The organism is Micromonospora sp. NPDC049645 (assembly GCF_040675155.1).
Taxonomy (GTDB): domain Bacteria; phylum Actinomycetota; class Actinomycetes; order Mycobacteriales; family Micromonosporaceae; genus Micromonospora.
The window spans coordinates 127,378-146,547 of the sequence record NZ_JBFAOI010000006.1 but is presented as its reverse complement, the minus strand read 5'-3'; the positions used below and the strand labels follow the sequence as shown (position 1 = coordinate 146,547).

Annotated in this window: 16 protein-coding genes; 8 read left to right on the top strand and 8 right to left on the bottom strand. The window is 71.1% G+C overall.

Annotated elements, in window-relative coordinates:
- Nucleotides 1-3: 3 nt before the first annotated feature.
- Entirely contained in the window at nt 4-1,023 is a 1,020-nt protein-coding gene (locus tag AB0J33_RS16200) for a LacI family DNA-binding transcriptional regulator (protein ID WP_363614173.1), read from the bottom strand.
- 110 nt (nt 1,024-1,133) lie between these two features.
- Between AB0J33_RS16200 and AB0J33_RS16195 the strand changes: the two genes are divergently transcribed.
- Both AB0J33_RS16195 and AB0J33_RS16190 read left to right on the top strand, forming a co-directional pair.
- On the top strand, nt 1,134-3,584 hold the full coding sequence (locus AB0J33_RS16195; protein ID WP_363614171.1) for a glycoside hydrolase family 2 protein: 2,451 nt from the start codon (nt 1,134-1,136) through the stop codon (nt 3,582-3,584).
- A 123-nt stretch (nt 3,585-3,707) separates the two neighbouring features.
- Nucleotides 3,708-4,247 carry a hypothetical protein gene (locus tag AB0J33_RS16190; protein ID WP_363614169.1) on the top strand — a complete coding sequence of 180 codons (540 nt, stop codon included), beginning with the start codon at nt 3,708-3,710 and terminating at the stop codon, nt 4,245-4,247.
- Between the two features lie 159 nt (nt 4,248-4,406).
- Here AB0J33_RS16190 and AB0J33_RS16185 read toward each other — a convergent pair whose 3' ends face one another.
- From AB0J33_RS16185 to AB0J33_RS16160, 6 genes are read right to left on the bottom strand one after another with little or no spacing between them, the layout of a single operon-like run.
- Nucleotides 4,407-5,150: a copper homeostasis protein CutC gene (locus tag AB0J33_RS16185; RefSeq protein ID WP_363614167.1), complete on the bottom strand. Its 744-nt coding sequence runs from the start codon at nt 5,148-5,150 to the stop codon at nt 4,407-4,409.
- 53 nt (nt 5,151-5,203) lie between these two features.
- Nucleotides 5,204-6,187 (bottom strand): asparaginase, encoded by a 984-nt coding sequence (locus AB0J33_RS16180; protein ID WP_363614165.1) that lies wholly within the window; start codon nt 6,185-6,187, stop codon nt 5,204-5,206.
- Nucleotides 6,184-7,053, bottom strand: a complete 870-nt coding sequence (locus tag AB0J33_RS16175) for an amino acid ABC transporter permease (protein ID WP_363614163.1) — start codon at nt 7,051-7,053, stop codon at nt 6,184-6,186. The genes AB0J33_RS16180 and AB0J33_RS16175 overlap by 4 nt, the downstream gene beginning before the upstream one ends.
- Nucleotides 7,050-7,694 carry an amino acid ABC transporter permease gene (locus AB0J33_RS16170; protein WP_363614161.1) on the bottom strand — a complete coding sequence of 215 codons (645 nt, stop codon included), beginning with the start codon at nt 7,692-7,694 and terminating at the stop codon, nt 7,050-7,052. The genes AB0J33_RS16175 and AB0J33_RS16170 overlap by 4 nt, the downstream gene beginning before the upstream one ends.
- 16 nt (nt 7,695-7,710) lie before the next feature.
- A complete protein-coding gene (locus tag AB0J33_RS16165; protein WP_363614159.1) occupies nt 7,711-8,679 on the bottom strand; it encodes a glutamate ABC transporter substrate-binding protein in 969 nt (322 codons plus the stop codon).
- Nucleotides 8,680-8,698: 19 nt separating this feature from the next.
- Nucleotides 8,699-9,427, bottom strand: a complete 729-nt coding sequence (locus AB0J33_RS16160; protein ID WP_363614621.1) for an amino acid ABC transporter ATP-binding protein — start codon at nt 9,425-9,427, stop codon at nt 8,699-8,701.
- Nucleotides 9,428-9,590: 163 nt separating this feature from the next.
- Between AB0J33_RS16160 and AB0J33_RS16155 the strand changes: the two genes are divergently transcribed.
- The 3 genes from AB0J33_RS16155 (at nt 9,591) to AB0J33_RS16145 (ending at nt 12,016) form a co-directional block, all read left to right on the top strand.
- On the top strand, nt 9,591-10,769 hold the full coding sequence (locus AB0J33_RS16155) for an ROK family transcriptional regulator (RefSeq protein ID WP_363614157.1): 1,179 nt from the start codon (nt 9,591-9,593) through the stop codon (nt 10,767-10,769).
- A 166-nt stretch (nt 10,770-10,935) separates the two neighbouring features.
- Nucleotides 10,936-11,775, top strand: a complete 840-nt coding sequence (locus tag AB0J33_RS16150; protein WP_363614155.1) for a DUF3152 domain-containing protein — start codon at nt 10,936-10,938, stop codon at nt 11,773-11,775.
- A gap of 34 nt (nt 11,776-11,809) precedes the next feature.
- On the top strand, nt 11,810-12,016 hold the full coding sequence (locus AB0J33_RS16145; protein WP_363614153.1) for a hypothetical protein: 207 nt from the start codon (nt 11,810-11,812) through the stop codon (nt 12,014-12,016).
- A 163-nt stretch (nt 12,017-12,179) separates the two neighbouring features.
- Here the strand turns inward: AB0J33_RS16145 and ilvD are convergent, their stop codons facing one another.
- On the bottom strand, nt 12,180-14,027 hold the full coding sequence (gene ilvD, locus AB0J33_RS16140; protein ID WP_363614151.1) for a dihydroxy-acid dehydratase: 1,848 nt from the start codon (nt 14,025-14,027) through the stop codon (nt 12,180-12,182).
- Nucleotides 14,028-14,138: 111 nt separating this feature from the next.
- Between ilvD and AB0J33_RS16135 the strand changes: the two genes are divergently transcribed.
- The 3 genes from AB0J33_RS16135 to ilvN all read left to right on the top strand — a co-directional run bounded on the left by AB0J33_RS16135 (nt 14,139) and on the right by ilvN (nt 19,094).
- The gene (locus AB0J33_RS16135) at nt 14,139-16,511 is read left to right on the top strand and encodes an EAL domain-containing protein (RefSeq protein WP_363614149.1); all 2,373 of its coding nucleotides are present in this window, start codon (nt 14,139-14,141) and stop codon (nt 16,509-16,511) included.
- A gap of 187 nt (nt 16,512-16,698) precedes the next feature.
- Complete coding sequence (locus AB0J33_RS16130; protein ID WP_363614147.1) at nt 16,699-18,579, top strand: acetolactate synthase large subunit; 1,881 nt, start codon at nt 16,699-16,701, stop codon at nt 18,577-18,579.
- Nucleotides 18,579-19,094: an acetolactate synthase small subunit gene (gene ilvN, locus AB0J33_RS16125; RefSeq protein ID WP_088946549.1), complete on the top strand. Its 516-nt coding sequence runs from the start codon at nt 18,579-18,581 to the stop codon at nt 19,092-19,094. The genes AB0J33_RS16130 and ilvN overlap by 1 nt, the downstream gene beginning before the upstream one ends.
- The last annotated feature ends 76 nt before the right edge of the window (nt 19,095-19,170 follow it).

Below are 19,170 nucleotides of genomic sequence, written 5' to 3'. Positions count from 1 at the left end.
GGTTCATCTCGCTCGGGGTGGTGCGGTGCTGCCGCGCGGCGTGAGCCGGGGCGTCTCGTCCTGCACCCGGCCGGTGGGCTGTCCGGCGACGACGGCGAGCAACTGCCGGGCGGCGTGCGCGCCGTAGGCCGGGATGTCCCGGCCCAGCGCGGTCAGCGGGGGGTGCACCAGGCGGCACAGCGGTGAGTCGTCCCAGGCCACGATGGACAGATCACCGGGCACGGTCAGCCCCATCTCCTGGGCGACGGAGAGCCCGGCGACGGCCATCACGTCGTTGTCGTAGATGAGCGCGGTGGGCCGCTGGGAGGAGCTGAGCAACCTGCGGGTTGCCCGGCCGCCCTCCTCGCCGGTGTAGTCGGACCAGACCGTCACCGCGTCGACCAGGCCGAGCCGCTGGCAGATCGCCGCGAAGGCGTCGGTACGGATCTCGGTGTGCCGCAGGTCGGGCAGGCCGCCGACCCGGGCGATGCGCCGATGCCCGAGCGCGACCAGGTATTCCACCGTCTCGGTCAACGCTGCGGCGTCGTCGGACCAGAGACTCGCCAGTCCGCCGGTGCCACCGGGGCCACCGATCACCACCGCCGGCAGTTGCAGTTGTTCGAGGGCCGGGATGCGCCGGTCCTCGGTGTGCAGGTCGCAGACCAGCACCCCGTCCACCCGCCGCTCGCCCCACCAGCGCCGGTAGACCGCGATCTCGGCGTCGTGGTCGGCCACCACCTGGAGGGTCAGCGCGTACGAGCGGGCGGAGAGTTCGGCCTCGACACCGCTGATCAGCGCCATGAAGAACGGCTCGACGCCGAGTGTCCGGGCCGGTCGGCACAGCGCGAGGCCGATCGCCCCGGCGGTGGCGGCGGAGAGGGCGCGGGCGGCGCTGCTCGGGCTGAACCCGATCTCCGTGGCGATGGCCAGGATGCGCTGTCGGGTGGCCTCGGAGACGCCGGGCTGCCCGTTCAGCGCGTACGACACCGCGCCCTTGGACACTCCGGCGCGTCGGGCGACGTCGGCGATGGTCGGCCGCTTCACCGGCGTGCTCCTTCGCTCGCTGACCGTTGACAGGCTTGATTCCGAACCGTACGGTGGCTCAGCTTATCCGGTTCAGTTAACGTCTTTCGATCCAGAGGTGCGGTGACATCGTGAGCCGACAGGCACTCTACGACGGTTGGACAGTGCGAGCGGCCCCCGGAGCGCAGGTGCCCGAGGAGATCGCCGGCCGGTCCGTGCCGGCGACCGTGCCCGGCTGCGTGCACACCGACCTGCTCGACGCCGGGCTGATCGACGATCCCTACCTCGACGACAACGAGCGGGCCCTGGCCTGGATCGGGCGCACCGACTGGGTCTACCAGACCACGATCGTCCACCGGGCCGGCGACGACGAACGCGTCGACCTGGTCTGCGCCGGCCTGGACACCGTCGCCACACTCACCCTCAACGGCGTCGAGGTCGGCCGCACCGCGAACATGCACCGCGGTTACCGGTTCGACGTCCGGCCGCTGCTGCGCGACGGCGACAACGACCTGGTGGTCACGTTCGACTCCGCCTACCGCTACGCGGAGGCGCAGCAGGAGCGGCTCGGCGACCGGCCGAACGCCTACCCGGAGCCGTTCCACTTCATCCGCAAGATGGCCTGCAACTTCGGCTGGGACTGGGGGCCGACCCTGGTCACCGCCGGCATCTGGCAGGAGATCAGCCTGCACGCCTGGTCCACCGCCCGGCTGGCCACCGTCCGTCCACTTGTCACAATGGACGGCCGCGACGGCCGGGTCGAGTTGCACGTCGAGGTCGAGCGGGTCGCGGACGTCCCGCTGACCGTCCGCGCCGCCGTCGCCGGCGCCCACGCCGAGGTGGTGGTCCCGGTCGGGCGGCGCACGGCCGTGCTGACCCTCACCGTCCGCGAGCCCGCGCTGTGGTGGCCCCGGGGGTACGGCGACCAGGTGCGCCACCCGATCGAGGTGACCCTGCACGGGCCGGGCGGCGACACCCTGGACAGCTGGTCGCACCGGATCGGCTTCCGTTCGGTGCGACTGGACACCACGCCCGACGAGCACGGCACCCCGTTCGCGTTGTCGGTCAACGACGTTCCCGTCTTCGTCCGCGGGGTCAACTGGATCCCGGACGACGCGTTCCCCACCCGGATCACCCGGGCCCGGCTGGCCGAGCGGTTCGACCAGGCCGTCGCGGCGAACGTCAACCTGCTGCGCGTCTGGGGCGGCGGCCGGTACGAGTCGGCCGACTTCTACGACCTCGCCGACGAGCGCGGACTCCTCGTCCAGCAAGACTTCCTCTTCGCCTGTGCGGCGTACCCGGAGGAGGAACCGTTCGGCAGCGAGGTGGCCGCCGAGGCCGCCGAGCAGGTGACCCGGCTCGCGCCGTACCCGTCGTTGGTGCTGTGGACCGGCAACAACGAGAACATCTGGGGTTGGCACGACTGGGACTGGCAGCAGGACCTCGACGGGCGCACCTGGGGGCGTGGCTACTACCTCGACGTGCTGCCCCGGATCGTCGGCGAGCTGGACCCGACCCGCCCGTACTGGCCGGGCAGCCCCTGGTCGGGCAGCGAGGCCATCCACCCCAACGATCCGGCGCACGGCACCACCCACATCTGGGACGTGTGGAACACCGACGACTACACCAAATACCGGGAGTACGTGCCGCGCTTCGTCGCCGAGTTCGGGTACCAGGCCCCACCGGCGTACGCGACGCTGCGCCGGGCGTTGAGCGACGAACCCCTGGCCCACGACTCGCCGGGCATGGCGCACCACCAGAAGGCGGCCGACGGTGACGCCAAGCTCCAGCGGGGCCTCGACGCGCACCTGCCCGCCCCGGCGGATTTCGACGACTGGCACTACCTGACGCAGCTCAACCAGGCTCGGGCGATCCAGCTCGGGGTGGAGCACTTCCGCTCCCACCGGGGCGTCTGTGCCGGCACCATCGTCTGGCAGCTCAACGACTGCTGGCCGGTCACCTCCTGGTCGGCCGTGGACGGCGACGGTCGCCGCAAACCCCTGTGGTACGCGCTGCGCCACGCGTACGCCGACCGGTTGTTGACCGTGCAGCCCCGCGACGGTGGCCTGGCCCTGGTCGCGGTCAACGACGGTGGCGCACCCTGGCGGGCGGCGGCCTCGGTGACCCGGTTCACGCTCACCGGGGAGCCGAGGGCGAAGACCTCGGTCGACCTCGACGTCCCGGCGTACTCCTCGGTGGTGCTGGCACTGCCGGCGGACCTGGCACGGGTGGACGAGGTCCGCCGCGAGTTGCTGGTCGCGGAGGCCGGCGGCAGTGCGGAGCGCGCGCTGTGGTTCTTCGCCGAGGACCGGGAGGTGGACTGGCCGACGGCGGCCTGGGACGCGACGGTCGAGCCGGTTGACGGTGGGCAGCAGGTCCGGGTCACGGCCCGCACCGTGCTGCGCGACCTGACCCTCTTCCCGGACCGGCTCGATGCCTCCGCCATCGTGGACACGGCCCTGGTGACCCTGCTGCCCGGCGAGTCGACGACCTTCACCGTGCACGCGGACCGGCTGTTGGACGTCGCGGCCCTCACCGCCCGCCCGGTCCTGCGCTGCGTCAACGACGTGGCGTCGAGCTAGCGCCGCCGGCCTTTCGCAGGTCGCACACCGGTCTCAGCAGACAGCGGGCTCCGGAGACGAGATCTGTCGCCTTCCGGATAGCAGAGACCCCCGCTACCGGTCGGGACGGGTTCAATGACAGGTATGCGGGGGATCAGCGGCACGGCCGCGGCGAAGGCGTTCATCCTGGCGGCCGTCCCCGTCGGTGCCGTCGGCTTTTTCGTCCCGGATCGGTGGGCGATCGGCGCGATCGTCGCGAACCTCGTCCTGCTCGGCGGCGGCGGTGGCGTCTGGTGGTGGGCATTCCGCCTTGGGCGGCGCTTCTCGGACCCGCGTCAGGTCGGTGTCGGCCCCGCCGTCGAGCCCTCGGAGGAATCGGACGACGACGGTTACCCCCTCGGCGACCCCGAGCCGTTGGTGTTCGCGTCGCGTCGGGTTCGCCGGCATCACCTGACGTTGTCGACCACGAGCCGGCTTCGCCGCTCCGTCCTGCGGCGTTCCCTCAGGAGCGGGCACTCCGGTGGGGAGAATGACCTGATGATGATGGCGAGCACCCTGACCCAGATCCAGGGCGGCCTCCAGTCGGCACAGCAGAAAGCCAGGCGGGAGCAGCTGTGGTGGTTGGTCGCGGGTCTCGCGGCGTCCATCCCGATCGGCGTCGCCATCAACCTCGCCACCGGCTAGCCGCCGTAGCCCCGAGTGGTGGGCCCGACCCCGCGCGAGCGGTGGTCACGAGGGCGCGTGCTTCCATGATCGTGCTCGAACATGGAAGTAGTGGCCTCACCACCGTGGGAGGCCACTACTTCACGGATCGAGCACGATCAGCACGCCCGGGGCGGTGCGTCAGGCGCGGGCGGCGGCGAGCACCTGGCCGACCAGCGCGCCGGACGTGCCCGACCGCTCGTACTCGGGTCGGTTCAGGCTGCCGCCCATCAGCGGCGCCGGGTTGCGGTGCACGGCCGGGCTGTCCGAGCTGACCAGGGCGGCGAAGTGGTATTCGGCGGCGCCGGTCGCCTCGACGATCCGGGCGATGTTGCGGGGGGTGATGCCACCGCCCGGCATGATGACGATCCGGCCGGCGGCCCGGCGTACCAGGTCGGCGATGAGCGGGGCGCCCTCCAGCACGCTGACCTCCTGACCGGAGGTGAGCACCCGGTGCACGCCCAGCTCGATCAGCTGCTCCAGCGCCGAGTACGGGTCGCGGGTCATGTCGAACGCCCGGTGGAAGGTGATGCTGGCGTCGCCGGCGGCGGCGATCAGCCGGCGGGTGGTCGGCACGTCCACGTCACCCTCGGCGGTCAACGCGCCGATCACGATGCCGTGCGCGCCAGCCGCCACCGCGGCCCGGACGTCCCGCTCCATCGCCTCGATCTCGTACGGCGAGTAGATGAAGTCGCCGGCCCGGGGCCGGACGATGACGTGTACCCGGATCCGGTCGACGGCGCGGATTGTCGTCTCGATGGTGCCCAGGCTGGGGGTCAGCCCGCCGTCGAAGAGCGCCGAGCACAACTCCACCCGGTCGGCGCCGGCCTCCTCGGCGGCCACCGCCCCCTCGACGCTGTCGATGCAGATCTCGAATGTGTTCATGACTCTTCCTTTTCCGTGCGAGACGATGCCGCTTGCGTGCGAGAGATTGCCGCTCAGGTGCGAGGCGATGCCGCGGTCCAGTCGATGACGGCCGTGACGGCACCCACCGGTCGGCCGCCGCCGAGCACCGGCACCTGGCGCAGCGCGTCGGCCCCACCCACCGGTACGCCCACGGCGTCGAGGGCGGCGAGGGCGATGGCGGTGGTGGCTCGGGGTGAACCGTCGATCGCCTTCACGGCCACCGCGTGACCGTCCGGTGTGGCCACCGCGAGCACACCCTCGGCCCCGCCCTTGGCGAGGACGCCGGGCAGTGCCCGCATCAGGTCGGTGTTCGGGTGCCCGTGCCAGCCGCCGACGTACTCCGGGTATTCGCGCATGGCCTGCGCGACCAGTGCCTCGTCGCTGCCGGCGGGCGCGCTGACCAACGCCTGGAACGTTCGGGCCAGGCCGGTCAGCGACAGGCCGAACAGTGGCGCGCCGCAGCCGTCGACCGCGTGGTGCGCGATCGGCGTGCCGGCCAGCCGGGCGACGGCGGCGGCGGTTTCCCGTTGCAGCGGGTGCTCCGGGTCGAGGTAGTCGTGCGTGCTCCAGGACCGGGCGACGCAGGCGACGAGCATCGCGGCGTGCTTGCCGGAGCAGTTCATCCGGATCCGGTCGCGCTGCCCGCCGGCGCGGATCAGCCGGTCCCGGGTCGCTTCGTCCTCGGGCCAGTCGACCGGGCAGCCGAGCGTGTCCTCGGTCAGGCCGGCCCCGGTCAGCATCGCCCGGACCATTTCGACGTGCCGGTCGTCGCCGGTGTGGCTGCCGGCGGCGAGGGCCAGCGCCGGGCCGGTCAACGCGTCGCCCGCCGCGATCCGGCAGGCCAGTGCCTGCACCGGTTTGAGGGTGGAACGGGGGAGCACCGGCTCGTCGGGTACGCCGGCGGCGAGGGCGACCGTGCCGTCCGGGGCGAGTACCACGACGCTGCCGTGATGGCGGCTCTCGACGAAGCCGTTGCGGACGACCCGGGCCAGTTCGGCGTAGCGGAAGATGGTCACCGCGGGGTGTTCCCTTCGAGAAGCGGCGGGGGCAGATCGGCGGTGCGCCGTCCGCGCCGACCGCCGAAGCGGCCGTTGCGGGCCTGGAGGACCCGGGCGAACTTCGACAGCGAGGCGTTGACCACCAAATAGATCAGCGCCACCACCAGGAACGTCTGGATCAGCAGGTGGGTGTACGACGACAGCACCTGCCCGCTGTAGAGCAGCTCGGTGTAGCTGACCACGAAGCCGAGCGAGGTGTCCTTGAGCAGCCCGACCAGCTGGCTGACCAGGGACGGGGCGAGTTGCAGCAGCGCCTGCGGCAGCACCACCAGCGCCATCACCTGGCCGCGGCGCAGCCCGACCGCGAGGCCGGCCTCGGTCTGCCCACGGTCCAGCGCCAGGATGCCGGACCGGAAGATCTCCGCGAACGCCGCCGAGTTGGAGACCACCAGCGGCACCACGAGCTTCCAGAACAGCGGGAAGTTCAGCCCGTACTGCGGCAGGGCGAACAGCGTCACGTAGATCAGCAGCAGGGTGGGTACGGTCCGGAAGACCTCCACGTACGCGCCGGCCAGCCAGCGCAGTGCTCGGTGCGTCGACAGCCGGCCGAGCGCCAGGAGCAGTCCGAGGGCGGCGCTGAGCACGGCGGTCGCGCCGGCGGCGCGCACCGTGGCCCACAGGCCGTTGAGCAGGTACCGCCAGATCGGCCAGGTGGTGAACGGTTCCCACCGGGCGGCGGCCAGCTCGCCGTGGCTGGCGAACTGGCGCACGGCCAGGACCAGTGCCCCGGCGAGGAGAACGGCGCCCAGCCCGGTCGCGATCCGGATCCGCCGTCGGGCGCGCGGGCCGGGCTCGTCGAAGAGGATCTGTTGGGTCTTGTTCATCGGACGATCGCCAGCCTTCGTTCGAGCAGGCCGGTGACCTGACCGATGATCAACGCGAGCAGCATGTAGGCGAGGCCCGCGCCGGTGAAGACAGCGATCGGCTGAGCCTCGACGAGGTTCACGTTGTTGGCCGCCTGGGTCAGCTCGACCACGCCGACGGCGGCGGCCAGCGAGGTGTTCATCAGCAGCGCGATGCAGATGTTGCCGATCGGCTGGATCACGGCCCGCAGTCCCTGCGGCAGGATCACGTGCCGCAGGGACTGGCCGAAGGTGAGCCCGATGGCACGGGCCGCCTCGGCCTGGCCCACACCGACCGTGTTGATCCCGGCCCGGATCGCCTCGGCCAGGTACGCCCCCTCGTACACCGCGATGACGATCGCGGCGGAGGTGAACAGCGGGAACGTGATGCCGATGGTGGGCAGCGCGAACACGAAGAGCACCAGGAGGGCCAGCAGCGGCAGGTTCTGGAACACCTCGACGTACCCGGTGCCGATGGCGCGCAGCAGCGGGACGGGGGCGATCCGCAGGGTGGCCACGACGATGCCGAGCAGCATCGCGCCGACGGTGGTCACGACGGTCAGTTCGACCGTCGTGACCAGGCCGTGGCCGAACTCGCTCAGGTGGGCGGTGAGGGCGTCCATCGGTACGGGAGGGTGCTCAGGAGCCGTCGGCGGAACCGAGGGCGGGCGGGGTGGGCGCCCCACCCTCGACCACCGAGCCGAGGGTGCCCTCCCAGACCTTCGCCCAGGTGCCGTCCGCCTGGATCTTCTTCAGCCAGTTGTTGACGAACTCCTTGAACTGCGCGTCCTCCCGGTTGAGGCCGATGCCGTACGCCTCCGTGGTGAAGGGCTCGCCGACCACCTTCATCCCCGGGTTCGCCTTGGCGCCCGAGGCGAGCAGCGTGAAGTCCTGCACGTACGCGTCGCCGCGCTTCTGCAGCAGCGCCTGCAACGCCTGCGGGTCGGTGCCGAAGGCGATCTGCTTCGAGCCGGGCGCGGCGGAGGGCAGCGCGGTGACGGCGGGGGTGTTCGCCCCGACGATCACGGTCTTACCGGCGAGGTCCTTGACGCTCTTGATCGAGGTGTCGTCCTTGCGGACGCCGACCGCCAGGCCGGAGGTGAGGTACGGCCCGGCGAAGGCGACCTGGGTGGCCCGCTGCGGGGTGATCGTGTACGTCTGGAAGACCGCGTCCACCGACTTGGCCTGGAGCATGGCCTCCCGGGTCTGGGTGCCGATGGTCGTCGTCTTCACCTCGGGCTTGCCGATGATGTACTTCGCCAGCAACTTGGCCATGTCGGCGTCGAATCCCTCGATGGTGCCGCTGACCGGGTTCTGCTGGGAGAGCAGCGGCGCGTCCAGGGATCCGCCGATGTTGAGGTAGCCGCGCTTGCGGATCGCGTCCATGGTAGAACCGGCCGGGATGTCCGCGTCGGTGGCGACCGGGGCGGCGTCGTACACCGACTGGGCGACCACGCCGTCGCCGCCCAGGCCGGGGTTGCCGGGCAGCGCCGGAGCGCTGCCGCCGCTGTCGCCACCGCAGCCGGCCGCGGCGAGGGTCACCGCCACCGCGGTGGCGGTGAGGGCGAGCGAGCGCCGCCCGGTGAAGCTCATCCTGAAAATTGACATGACACCCTCCCGTTGGGGGCTAGTGCTGGAGGATCTTGGATAGGAAGTCGCGGGCCCGCTCGGTGCGCGGAGCTGCGAAGAAGTCGTCGGGGGCGCCGGATTCGACGATCCGGCCGTCGTCCATGAAGACCACCCGGTCGGCGGCGCGACGGGCGAAACCCATCTCGTGGGTCACCACGATCATCGTCATGCCCTCGGCGGCGAGGGAGACCATCACGTCGAGCACCTCGTTGACCATTTCCGGGTCGAGGGCCGAGGTCGGCTCGTCGAAGAGCAGCACCTTCGGCTGCATCGCCAGGGCCCGCGCGATCGCGGCCCGCTGCTGCTGCCCGCCGGAGAGTTGGGCCGGGTGGTGGTCCGCCTTGTCGGCGATACCGACCCGCTCCAACAGCGTCAACGCCTGCTGCCGCGCCTCGGGTCGGGGGATCCGGCGGACCCGGGTGGGGCCGAGGGTGACGTTGTCCAGCACCGTCTTGTGCCCGAAGAGGTTGAAGGACTGGAAGACCATGCCGACGTCGGCGCGCAGTCGGGCCAGCGCGCGGCCCTCGGCGGGCAGCGGTTCACCGTCGATCTCGATGCTGCCCTGCCCGGCCGTCTCCAGCCGGTTCAGACAGCGGCACAGGGTCGACTTTCCGGAGCCGGAGGGGCCGACGACGACGACCACCTCACCGGTGGCCACCGTGAGGTCGATGTCCTTGAGTACGTGCAGCGGGCCGAACCACTTGTGTAGGCCGCGTACCGACACCATCGGTCGGTCCGCACCCGTCGTCTCCGGTGCCACCAGGCGGCCTCACTTCCTTCGACCACAAAACTAAGTTGGCTTCACATCGAACCAACAGCGTCATCTAAAGGTAGCCAGGAAACTAAGTCAACCGGTTGCTTGAACAAACTCCGGGTGCTAAGAAGCTGACGTGACGATTGACGACGCGCCACGCGATGCCCTCCGGGGCGGCCCCCGGGAGCTGTTGCGCTGGGTGGCTACCGGAGCGGCCGTCAGTCGTGCCGACCTGTCCCGCCTCTCCGGGCTGTCCCCGTCGACGGTCTCCCAGCGGGTCGAGGCGTTGATCAGCCAGGGGTTGCTGGAGGAGACCGGCGCCGGGCGGTCAAGGGGCGGGCGACGACCCCGCCAACTTGCCGTGCCCACCGGCGGTGCCGTGGTCGGCGCCATCGACCTCGGCGCCCATCACGCCCGCCTCGGCACCCTGGACCTCTCCGGGCGGGTGGTCCAGGCCCGCACCCTGCCGGTCCGCATCGAGGACGGCCCGGAGGCGGTGCTCGGCGCACTGCTGACCGAGGTCGCCGCGCTGGCGCCCAACGATCCGGCCGCCCCGCCAGCCGGCGCGACGGCTCGTGCGTTGCGCGGCATCGGCATCGGGATCCCCGGTCCGGTGCAACACGCCACCGGGCGGATCGTCAGCCCCTCACGGATGCCCGGCTGGAACGGCTTCGACGTCGCCGCGTTCTGCGCCGGCCGGGTCGACGTGCCGGTCATCGTGGACAACGACGCCAACCTCATGGCGCTCGGCGCGCACCGCACCGCGCACCCCGAACTGGACCACGCCGTCTACATCAAGGCCGGCACCGGGATCGGCTCTGGTGTGATCTCCAGTGGACGGTTGCACCGGGGCGCACAGGGGTCGGCCGGGGACATCAGCCACTGCCGGGTGGCGGCCGACCCCGCGCCACCGTGCACCTGCGGCAACTCCGGTTGCCTGGAGGCGGTGGCCAGCGGTGCCGCCCTGGTCACCGCGCTACGCGAGCAGGGCGTACCGGTCGACGACCTGACCGGTGTGATCCGCCTGATCGACGACGGTGACCGGCAGGCCACCGCGCTCGCGCGGCAGGCCGGCCGCGCGGTCGGTGAGATCCTGGCCGTGGTGGTCAACTTCTTCAACCCGCAGGTGGTGGCCATCGGCGGTCGGCTCGCCGACTGTGAGCCGCTGCTGGCCAGCATGCGGGCCACCCTCTACGAGCGGTGCCTGCCGCTGGCCACCCAGAGCCTGCTCATCGAGCGGGTCGCCGCCGGCCAGGACGTCGGCATCACCGGCGCCGCCCACCTGGTGATCGACCACGTCGTGACGGCGAGCTGACCTCGTTCGAACCGTCTGCGGCAGCTACTTAGGGTGATTATCTCGGTGTGGCGTGTCCTAACAACCCCTCTGGCCAGCTCCTGCCGCCGATCGTCTTCACAATTTCCTTACCCGCAGTCACGTAGCCTTCCGGCGTTCCTCACCGACCCGTGATGGAGGTTCCGACGTGCGGATCAACGGACGGCTGCTCGCGCCGATCGCGTTGGTAGTGGTGTTGACGACCGGCGCGTGTGGCACCTCGGCGACACCGGCTTCCGGGCGGGCTGATGTCCCACTGTCCGGCCCGAGTGCCCAGAGTGCCCGGAGTGCAGATCCGAGCACCAGCGACGCGCCGAAGCCCAGTCCGACACCGAGGGTCCCGGACGATGCGCAGATTCCCACCAGGGCCGCTGGCACCTTCACCACCGCCACCGGCAACGGTCGCCTGATCGGCAAGGGAAAGAAGCGGGTGCGCTACAGCGTCTCGGTGGAGAAGGGCATCGCCTGGGGTGACATCCCCGCCTGGAAGCCGAACCGGTTCGCCGCGAGCATCGAGCAGGTGTTGGCGGCACCGAACGGGTGGGCCACCTCGGCACAACATCCGGTCACCAACGCCGCGGTGAACCTGAGCCGTGCGTCGTGGTCGTTCCAGCGGGTCAGCACCTCGAAGGTCGACGTCGACGTCCGGCTCGCGACACCAAATACAGTGGACCGACTCTGCGGCGCCAGCGGCGTCGACACCGAGGGCGTCTACTCCTGCAAGTACGGCAAGACGATCATGATCAATCTGCGACGTTGGCTCCAGGGCTCACCGGGATATCCGGTGAGCATCGACGAGTACCACGCTGGCGTGATCAATCACGAGTTCGGCCACTTCCTCGGCTTCGCCCACATGAAGTGCGGCGGTCGCGGCAAGCCGGCCCCGGTCATGATGACCCAGACCATGGGGCTGGGCGGGTGCGTGCCCAACGTCAGTCCGTTCGCCCCGAACGGCCAGTTCATCAGTGGGCCGTGGGCGCCGTCCTGACCTGGCCCGTCGACCAACGCGCGGGCTTCGTGGCGTGCTGATCTATGCCACGGACGACGCGACACGTCGGTACCTGGCCGACTTCGTTCCGTCGGCGATGGCCGCGTTCGTGCCCGAAGCCGAAGGCGTCCACCGCGCCGTTCAGCCGACCACGCCGCACCACGGGACACCTGTCGCCGAGATACCTGCCCAAGAGGGTGTGCAGAGGCGCGGCAGCGGTATCGGAACAAGCGGCGGTTGAGCACGCAGGTCGACGGTGGTCGTACTTCGTCCAACGCGGTGGTCCCTCGCCATCCTGGCTGGACGGCTACCGAGATTGGCGATATCGCGGTGTCCTGGTGGACTTGATACCCCGATATCGCCAATCTCGTGTTGATCACCCGGGCGTGGGCGGGACCGGGTGGTTACTCCGGGACGCGGCGGTAGGCGCCGTCGCTGGCGGAGGTGGCCATCGAGGCGTACGCGCGCAGCGCCGCCGACACCGGGCGTTGCCGGTCGGTCGGGAGGTACGGCTTGTCGCGCTTCTCCTCGGCCACCCGGCGCGCCGCCAACTCGTCCTCCGGCACGTCGAGTGAGATCGACCGGCTCGGGATGTCGATGACGATCTCGTCGCCGTCGCGGACCAGGGCGATCAGCCCACCGGAGGCCGCCTCGGGGGAGACGTGCCCGATGGAGAGCCCGGACGTGCCGCCGGAGAACCGGCCGTCGGTGAGCAGCGCGCAGGAGCGGCCCAGCCCACGTCCCTTGAGGAACGAGGTGGGGTAGAGCATCTCCTGCATGCCGGGGCCACCCTTCGGCCCCTCGTACCGGATCACCACCACGTCCCCGGCGACCACCTGCTTGGCGAGGATCGCGGTCACCGCGTCGTCCTGCGACTCGTAGACCTTCGCCGGGCCGCGGAAGGTCAGGCAGTCGTCCGGCACGCCGGCGGTCTTCACCACGCTGCCGTCCGGCGCGAGGTTGCCGTGCAGGATTGCCAGTCCGCCGTCGGCGGAGTACGCGTGCTCGCGGTCCCGGATGCAACCGCCGGCGGCGTCGGTGTCCAGCGACGACCATCGGTTGGTGGTGGAGAACGGCTCGGTGGTGCGCACCCCGCCGGGAGCGGCGTGGAACAGCTCGACCGCCGTCGGCGTGGCGGAACCGCCGCGCACGTCCCAGTCGGTCAGCCACTGCGCCAGCGAGGGGGAGTGCACGGCGTGCACGTCCCGGTTGAGCTGCCCGGCCCGGTCCAGTTCGCCGAGGATCGCCGGGATGCCGCCGGCCCGGTGCACGTCCTCCATGTGGTAGTTCGGCGAGTTCGGTGCGACCTTGGCCAGGCAGGGCACGCGCCGGGAGATCGCGTCGATGTCGGCGACGCCGAAGTCCAGCTCCGCCTCGCGGGCGGCGGCGAGCAGGTGCAGCACCGTGTTGGTGGAGCCGCCCATCGCCACGTCCAGGGCGACCGCGTTCTCGAAGGCGGCCTTGGAGGCGACCGTGCGCGGCAGCACCGAGTCGTCGTCGCCGTCGTACCACCGCTTGGCGATCTCCACGACGGTCCGGCCGGCCTCGACGAAGAGCGACCGGCGCGCGGCGTGGGTGGCCAACGTCGAACCGTTGCCGGGCAGCGCGAGCCCGATCGCCTCGGTGAGGCAGTTCATCGAGTTGGCGGTGAACATGCCGGAGCACGAGCCGCAGGTCGGGCAGGCGGAGCGTTCGATCTCACCGAGCTGTTCGTCGGTGACCGCCTCGTTCGAGGAGGCGATCATCGCGTCGATCAGGTCGATCTTGCTGTGCACGACGCCCTCGATCGCCATCGTCTTGCCGGCCTCCATCGGGCCGCCGGAGACGAACACCGTCGGGATGTTCAGCCGCAGCGCGGCCAGCAGCATCCCGGGCGTGATCTTGTCGCAGTTGGAGATGCAGACCAGGGCGTCCGCGCAGTGCGCGTTGACCATGTATTCGACCGCGTCGGCGATCAGCTCACGGCTGGGCAGCGAGTAGAGCATGCCGCCGTGGCCCATGGCGATGCCGTCGTCGACCGCGATGGTGTTGAACTCCCGGCCCACCCCGCCGGCCTCGGCCACCGCGTCGGCGACCAGGCCACCCATGTCCTTGAGGTGTACGTGACCAGGCACGAACTGGGTGAAACTGTTGGCGATGGCGACGATCGGCTTGCCGAAATCGTCGTCGGTCATCCCGGTGGCCCGCCAGAGGGCCCGGGCGCCGGCCATCGTCCGACCGTGTGTGGAGGTCCTCGACCGCAGCTCAGGCATACACACCAGCATGACACCGCCGCCGCGCCGGCCTACTCGGGTGTCCGCCGTGTCCCAACAGATGCACACTCGGCCCCCCACGGCGTGCGCCCATCCGGCACTCTTGAAGGCGTGCATCTTCCACCGGGCATCGTCGCTGTCGCGGCGTTCAGCGGGCTCGTCGCCGCGGTGGCGGCCGTACTGCTGACCGTCGTCGCCCGGCGACGCACGGGGCCGCGTCGGCCGGCGCACCTGCTGCTCGCGGCGGGCGCCGGGGGTGCCTTGCTCAGTCTCCTGTTCGGGGTGGCCGCCACGCTCGGAGCCCACCAGCACTGGGCCCACGAGCAGGGGCAGCGCACCGGTTGGGCGACCGTGGTGGCGATCGGCACGGCGGTGAGCGGGCTGGCCTTCGCCGCCGGTCTGCTCCGGCTGCCCGGAGTGGCCGCCACCGCGGCGGGGACGGCCCGCCTCGCCCTGGACGGGTTGGTCATGGCGGCGGCGCTGTGGTTCGTCGGCTGGGTGCTCTTCTCCGAGCCCACCCGGTTGCTCGGCGCCGCCACCCCGATGGCCTGCCCGGCGATTCTGGTGGCCACGGTGAGCGCCGCGCTGGGTGCCGGGCTCGCCGTGATCGTCGTCTTCCGGGCTGCCGCCCCCCGCCGCCGGCTCGCCGCGCTGGGCGCCGGCATCAGCGCGGTGACCTGCGGCGGCCTCGGTCTCAGCGCCGGGCTCTGCCAGGCCGGGCCGACCATGGCACTGACCGGTGCGGGGGTGCTCGCCGTCGGCCTGCTGACCGTCGCGCTCGCGGTGTACCGGGCCGACCGTCCGGGGCAGGTCGACCTGGACCTGGTGGGTCGCGACGGCGAGTACGCGATCGCCCCGATGCTGGCGATGGCCGCCTCGGCGATGTACCACCTCAGCCAGGACGGCCGGTTCACCGCGGCGGGCATCGTGGCCGGCAGCGTGGAGGGCTTCGCCCTGGTGGCCCGGCAGTACCTCACCCTCCGCGACGTCCGGGAGTACGCGGGCCGCCTGGCCGAGCGGGAGGCGCACTTCCGCGAGCTGGCGCACACCGATCCGCTGACGTCGTTGGCCAACCGGCGCGGGCTGCTCCGAGCGTTGCACCGCAACGCGGCGGACAAAAATCCCTGCCAGCTGCTCGGTCTCGACCTGGACGGCTTCAAGAACGTCAACGACATGCGGGGCCACGACGTGGGCGACGCCGTGCTGGCCGAGGTGGGCCGGCGGCTGCGTGGCAACCTGCGCCCCGGCGACGTGGCCGCCCGGCTGGGCGGCGACGAGTTCGCCGTACTCATGCAGGCCCGGCCGGTCGAGGCGGACCGGGTCGCCGAACGGCTCCTCGGGGTGATCAACCGGCCCTACGACCAGCCGGAGGGGCCGGTCTTCCTGTCGGTGAGCATCGGCGTGGCCGGCTGGGTCGACGAGCCGGACGTGGAGCTGCTGCTGCGTCACGCCGACCTGGCGCTGCGCTACGCCAAGCAGCGTGGCAAGAACCGGATCGAGCGGTACGACGCCGCGTACGACAGGCTGCTGCGTCGGCGTACGACGGTGGAGCACGAGCTGCGGGGGGCCATCGAGCGCGACGAGCTGCGGTTGGCGTTCCAGCCGGTGGCGTCGCTGCCGTCGGTGCGGCCGGTCGGCGCCGAGGCGTTGCTCCGTTGGCACCACCCCGAGTTGGGCAACGTTCGTCCGGACGAGTTCATCCCGCTCGCCGAGGAGTGCGGCATGATCGCCCCGCTCGGCGCCTGGGTGCTGCATCAGGCCTGCTACCAGCTCTCCCGGTGGCTGGCGGACGGGCACGACGTCTGGGTGTCGGTCAACGTCTCCCCGCGCGAGCTGCACGCCCCGGAGTACGTGGTCCAGGTCGCCGAGGCGCTGCGCGCCCACCACGTGCCGCCGCAGCGGCTGGTGTTGGAGGTCACCGAGCACGCGGTCGCCACCGACCTGGACGAGCTGATCCGGCGGCTGACCGCGCTGCGGTTGACCGGTGTCCGGATCGCGCTCGACGACTTCGGGGCCGGCTACTCGTCGCTGGGGCAGTTGCGCCGGCTGCCGATCGACATCCTCAAGATCGATCACAGTCTGGTCGCCGAGCACGAGCCGGTCCGCCCGGTCGGCCAGGACGGTCCGGCGTTCGCGCCGATGGTCGACATCGTCATGCGGCTGGGCCACCAGTTGGGGCTGGAGGTGATCGCCGAGGGGGTGACCACCCCGACCGAACTGGCCGCGGTGGTGGCCGCCGGTTGCCGGTTCGGCCAGGGCGCGCTCTTCGGTTGGGGGGTGCCGGCCGAGCACCTGGAGGCGATGCTGGAGGCGGCCACCTCGCCGGGTGCGCGTCCCGCTGCGGTGCCCGCGCCACGGCGTGTTTCCGGCGGGTCTGGGCAGCTCACCCCGGCTGCCGATGGCGCGTCGCCGACCGACGCGCCGAACTCCGTTAACCAACATGTGGGATCAGTTGACTCATCGCGTGAGATGCGTCAGGCTTAGCCGCATGTCGTCGTACCGGTCGCTGCGAGTACTTACCTGAGCGCACTCTCCCTCACCGAGAGTGCGCTGGCCCCGTGCATCTGCACGAGGGCCGTTTTTATTGCCATCGGAACCTGGCGAGGCGGGCCCGCCCGCGTCGCATCGCTTGACTAGCCACCAGCCACTCCAGCCGAAGGCCAGAACCGCCATGACGAGACCCACGCCCGAGACCCTCGCCCACACCGCCCGCCGGGCCCGCGCGGCCGCCGACCCGACCGTCGACGTCGACCAGGCCGCCGCACGCACGGCCACCCCGACCGGCCCGGCGGTACGGCCCACCGCCGCAGCCCAGGTCTCCGGGGCCGGCTCGCTCGTGCGGTCCCTTGAGGCGCTCGAGGTCGACGTCGTCTTCGGTATTCCGGGCGGCGCGATCCTGCCGGCGTACGACCCGCTCTACGACTCGACGGTCCGGCACATCCTGGTGCGCCACGAGCAGGGCGCGGGGCACGCGGCGACCGGCTACGCGCAGGCCACCGGCAAGGTCGGCGTCTGCATCGCCACCTCCGGCCCCGGCGCCACGAACCTGGTCACCCCGATCGCCGACGCGTACATGGACTCGGTGGCGATGGTGGCGATCACCGGGCAGGTGGCCAGCCCGTTGATCGGCACCGACGGCTTCCAGGAAGCGGACATCCAGGGCATCACCCTGCCGATCACCAAGCACAACTTCCTCGTCCAGAACGCCGAGGAGATCCCGCAGGTGCTGGCCGAGGCATTCCACCTGGCCAGCAGCGGGCGACCCGGCCCGGTGCTTGTCGACATCCCCAAGGACGTGCTCCAGGCGCCGACCACCTTCAGCTGGCCGCCCACCCTGGACCTGCCCGGCTACCGGCCCACCCTGCACCCGCACGGCAAGCAGATCCGGGAGGCGGCGCGGCTGATGGCCGCGGCCCGGCGGCCGGTGCTCTACGTGGGCGGCGGGGTGCTCAAGGCCGGTGCCACCGACGGGCTGCGCCGGCTGGCCGAGATGACCGGCATCCCGGTCGTCACCACGTTGATGGCGCTCGGGGCGTTCCCCGACTCGCATCAGCAGCACCTCGGGATGCCCGGCATGCACGGCACGGTCGCCGCGGTCTACGGCCTACAGAAGGCGGATCTGATCGTCGCGCTGGGCGCGCGGTTCGACGACCGGGTCACCGGCAAACTGGACTCGTTCGCCCCGGACGCGGCCGTGGTGCACGCGGACATCGACCCCGCCGAGATCGGCAAGAACCGGCACGTGGACGTGCCGATCGTCGGCGACGCCAAGCACGTCATCGACGAGCTGATCGCCGCGGTCACCGTCGAGCGGTCGGCGGGCCGCGTCGCCGACCTCGGTGACTGGTGGACGCAGCTGGACGACCTGCGTAACCGTTACCCGCTGGGCTACGACGAGCCGTCCGACGGCACGCTGTCCCCGCAGTACGTGATCAAGCGGCTGGGCGAGATCGTCGGCCCCGACGCGATCTTCGTGGCCGGGGTGGGCCAGCACCAGATGTGGGCGTCGCAGTTCATCTCCTACGAGAAGCCGTACACCTGGTTGAACTCCGGCGGCCTCGGCACCATGGGTTACGCGGTGCCCGCGGCGATGGGCGCGAAGGTCGGCAAGCCGGACACGGTGGTCTGGGCGGTGGACGGGGACGGCTGCTTCCAGATGACCAACCAGGAGTTGGCCACCTGCGCGCTGGAGGGCATCCCGGTCAAGATCGCCCTCATCAACAACGGCAACCTCGGCATGGTCCGGCAGTGGCAGACGCTCTTTTACAACGAGCGCTACTCCAACACCGAGCTCGGCACCCACAAGCACCGGATCCCCGATTTCGTCAAGCTCGCCGAGGCGTTGGGCTGCGTCGGGCTGCGGTGTGAGAACGCGGCTGACGTGGACAAGACCATCGCCGCCGCCATGGAGATCAACGACTCGCCAGTGGTGATCGACTTCGTGGTCGGCAAGGACGCGATGGTCTGGCCGATGGTCGCCGCCGGCACCAGCAACGACGAGATCATGTTCGCCCGTGGCGTCCGCCCGGTCTTCGACGAGGATGACATCTGATGACCATGCACACCCTGTCCGTGCTCGTGGAGAACAAGCCCGGTGTGCTCGCCCGGGTCTCCGGCCTGTTCTCCCGGCGCGGATTCAACATCGACAGCCTCGCCGTGGGCGAGACCGAGAACCCGGACGTCTCCCGGATCACCATCGTGGTCAACGCGGAGTCGTCCCCGTTGGAGCAGGTCACCAAGCAGCTGAACAAGCTGGTCAACGTTCTCAAGATCGTTGAGCTGGATCCGCAGGTCTCGGTCGCCCGGGAGTTGCTGCTGGTGAAGGTCCGCGCCGACCGGTCCGCGCGGTCGCAGGTGCTGGAGACCGTCAACCTGTTCCGCGCCCGGGTGGTCGACGTCGCACCGGACACGCTGACCATCGAGGCCACCGGCACCCCGGACAAACTCGACGCGCTCCTGCGTGACCTCGAGGCCTTCGGCATCAAGGAAATGGTCCAGTCCGGGCTGGTGGCGATCGGGCGCGGCTCGCGTTCGATCACCGCCGGTCCGGCGCTGCGGGCCGCCTGACCCGCCGCCGGTCGGCCCCCAGCGGGCCGTCCGGCGAATCCATCCGCACAGACCACGACGGGCCGCCCCGGCCGTC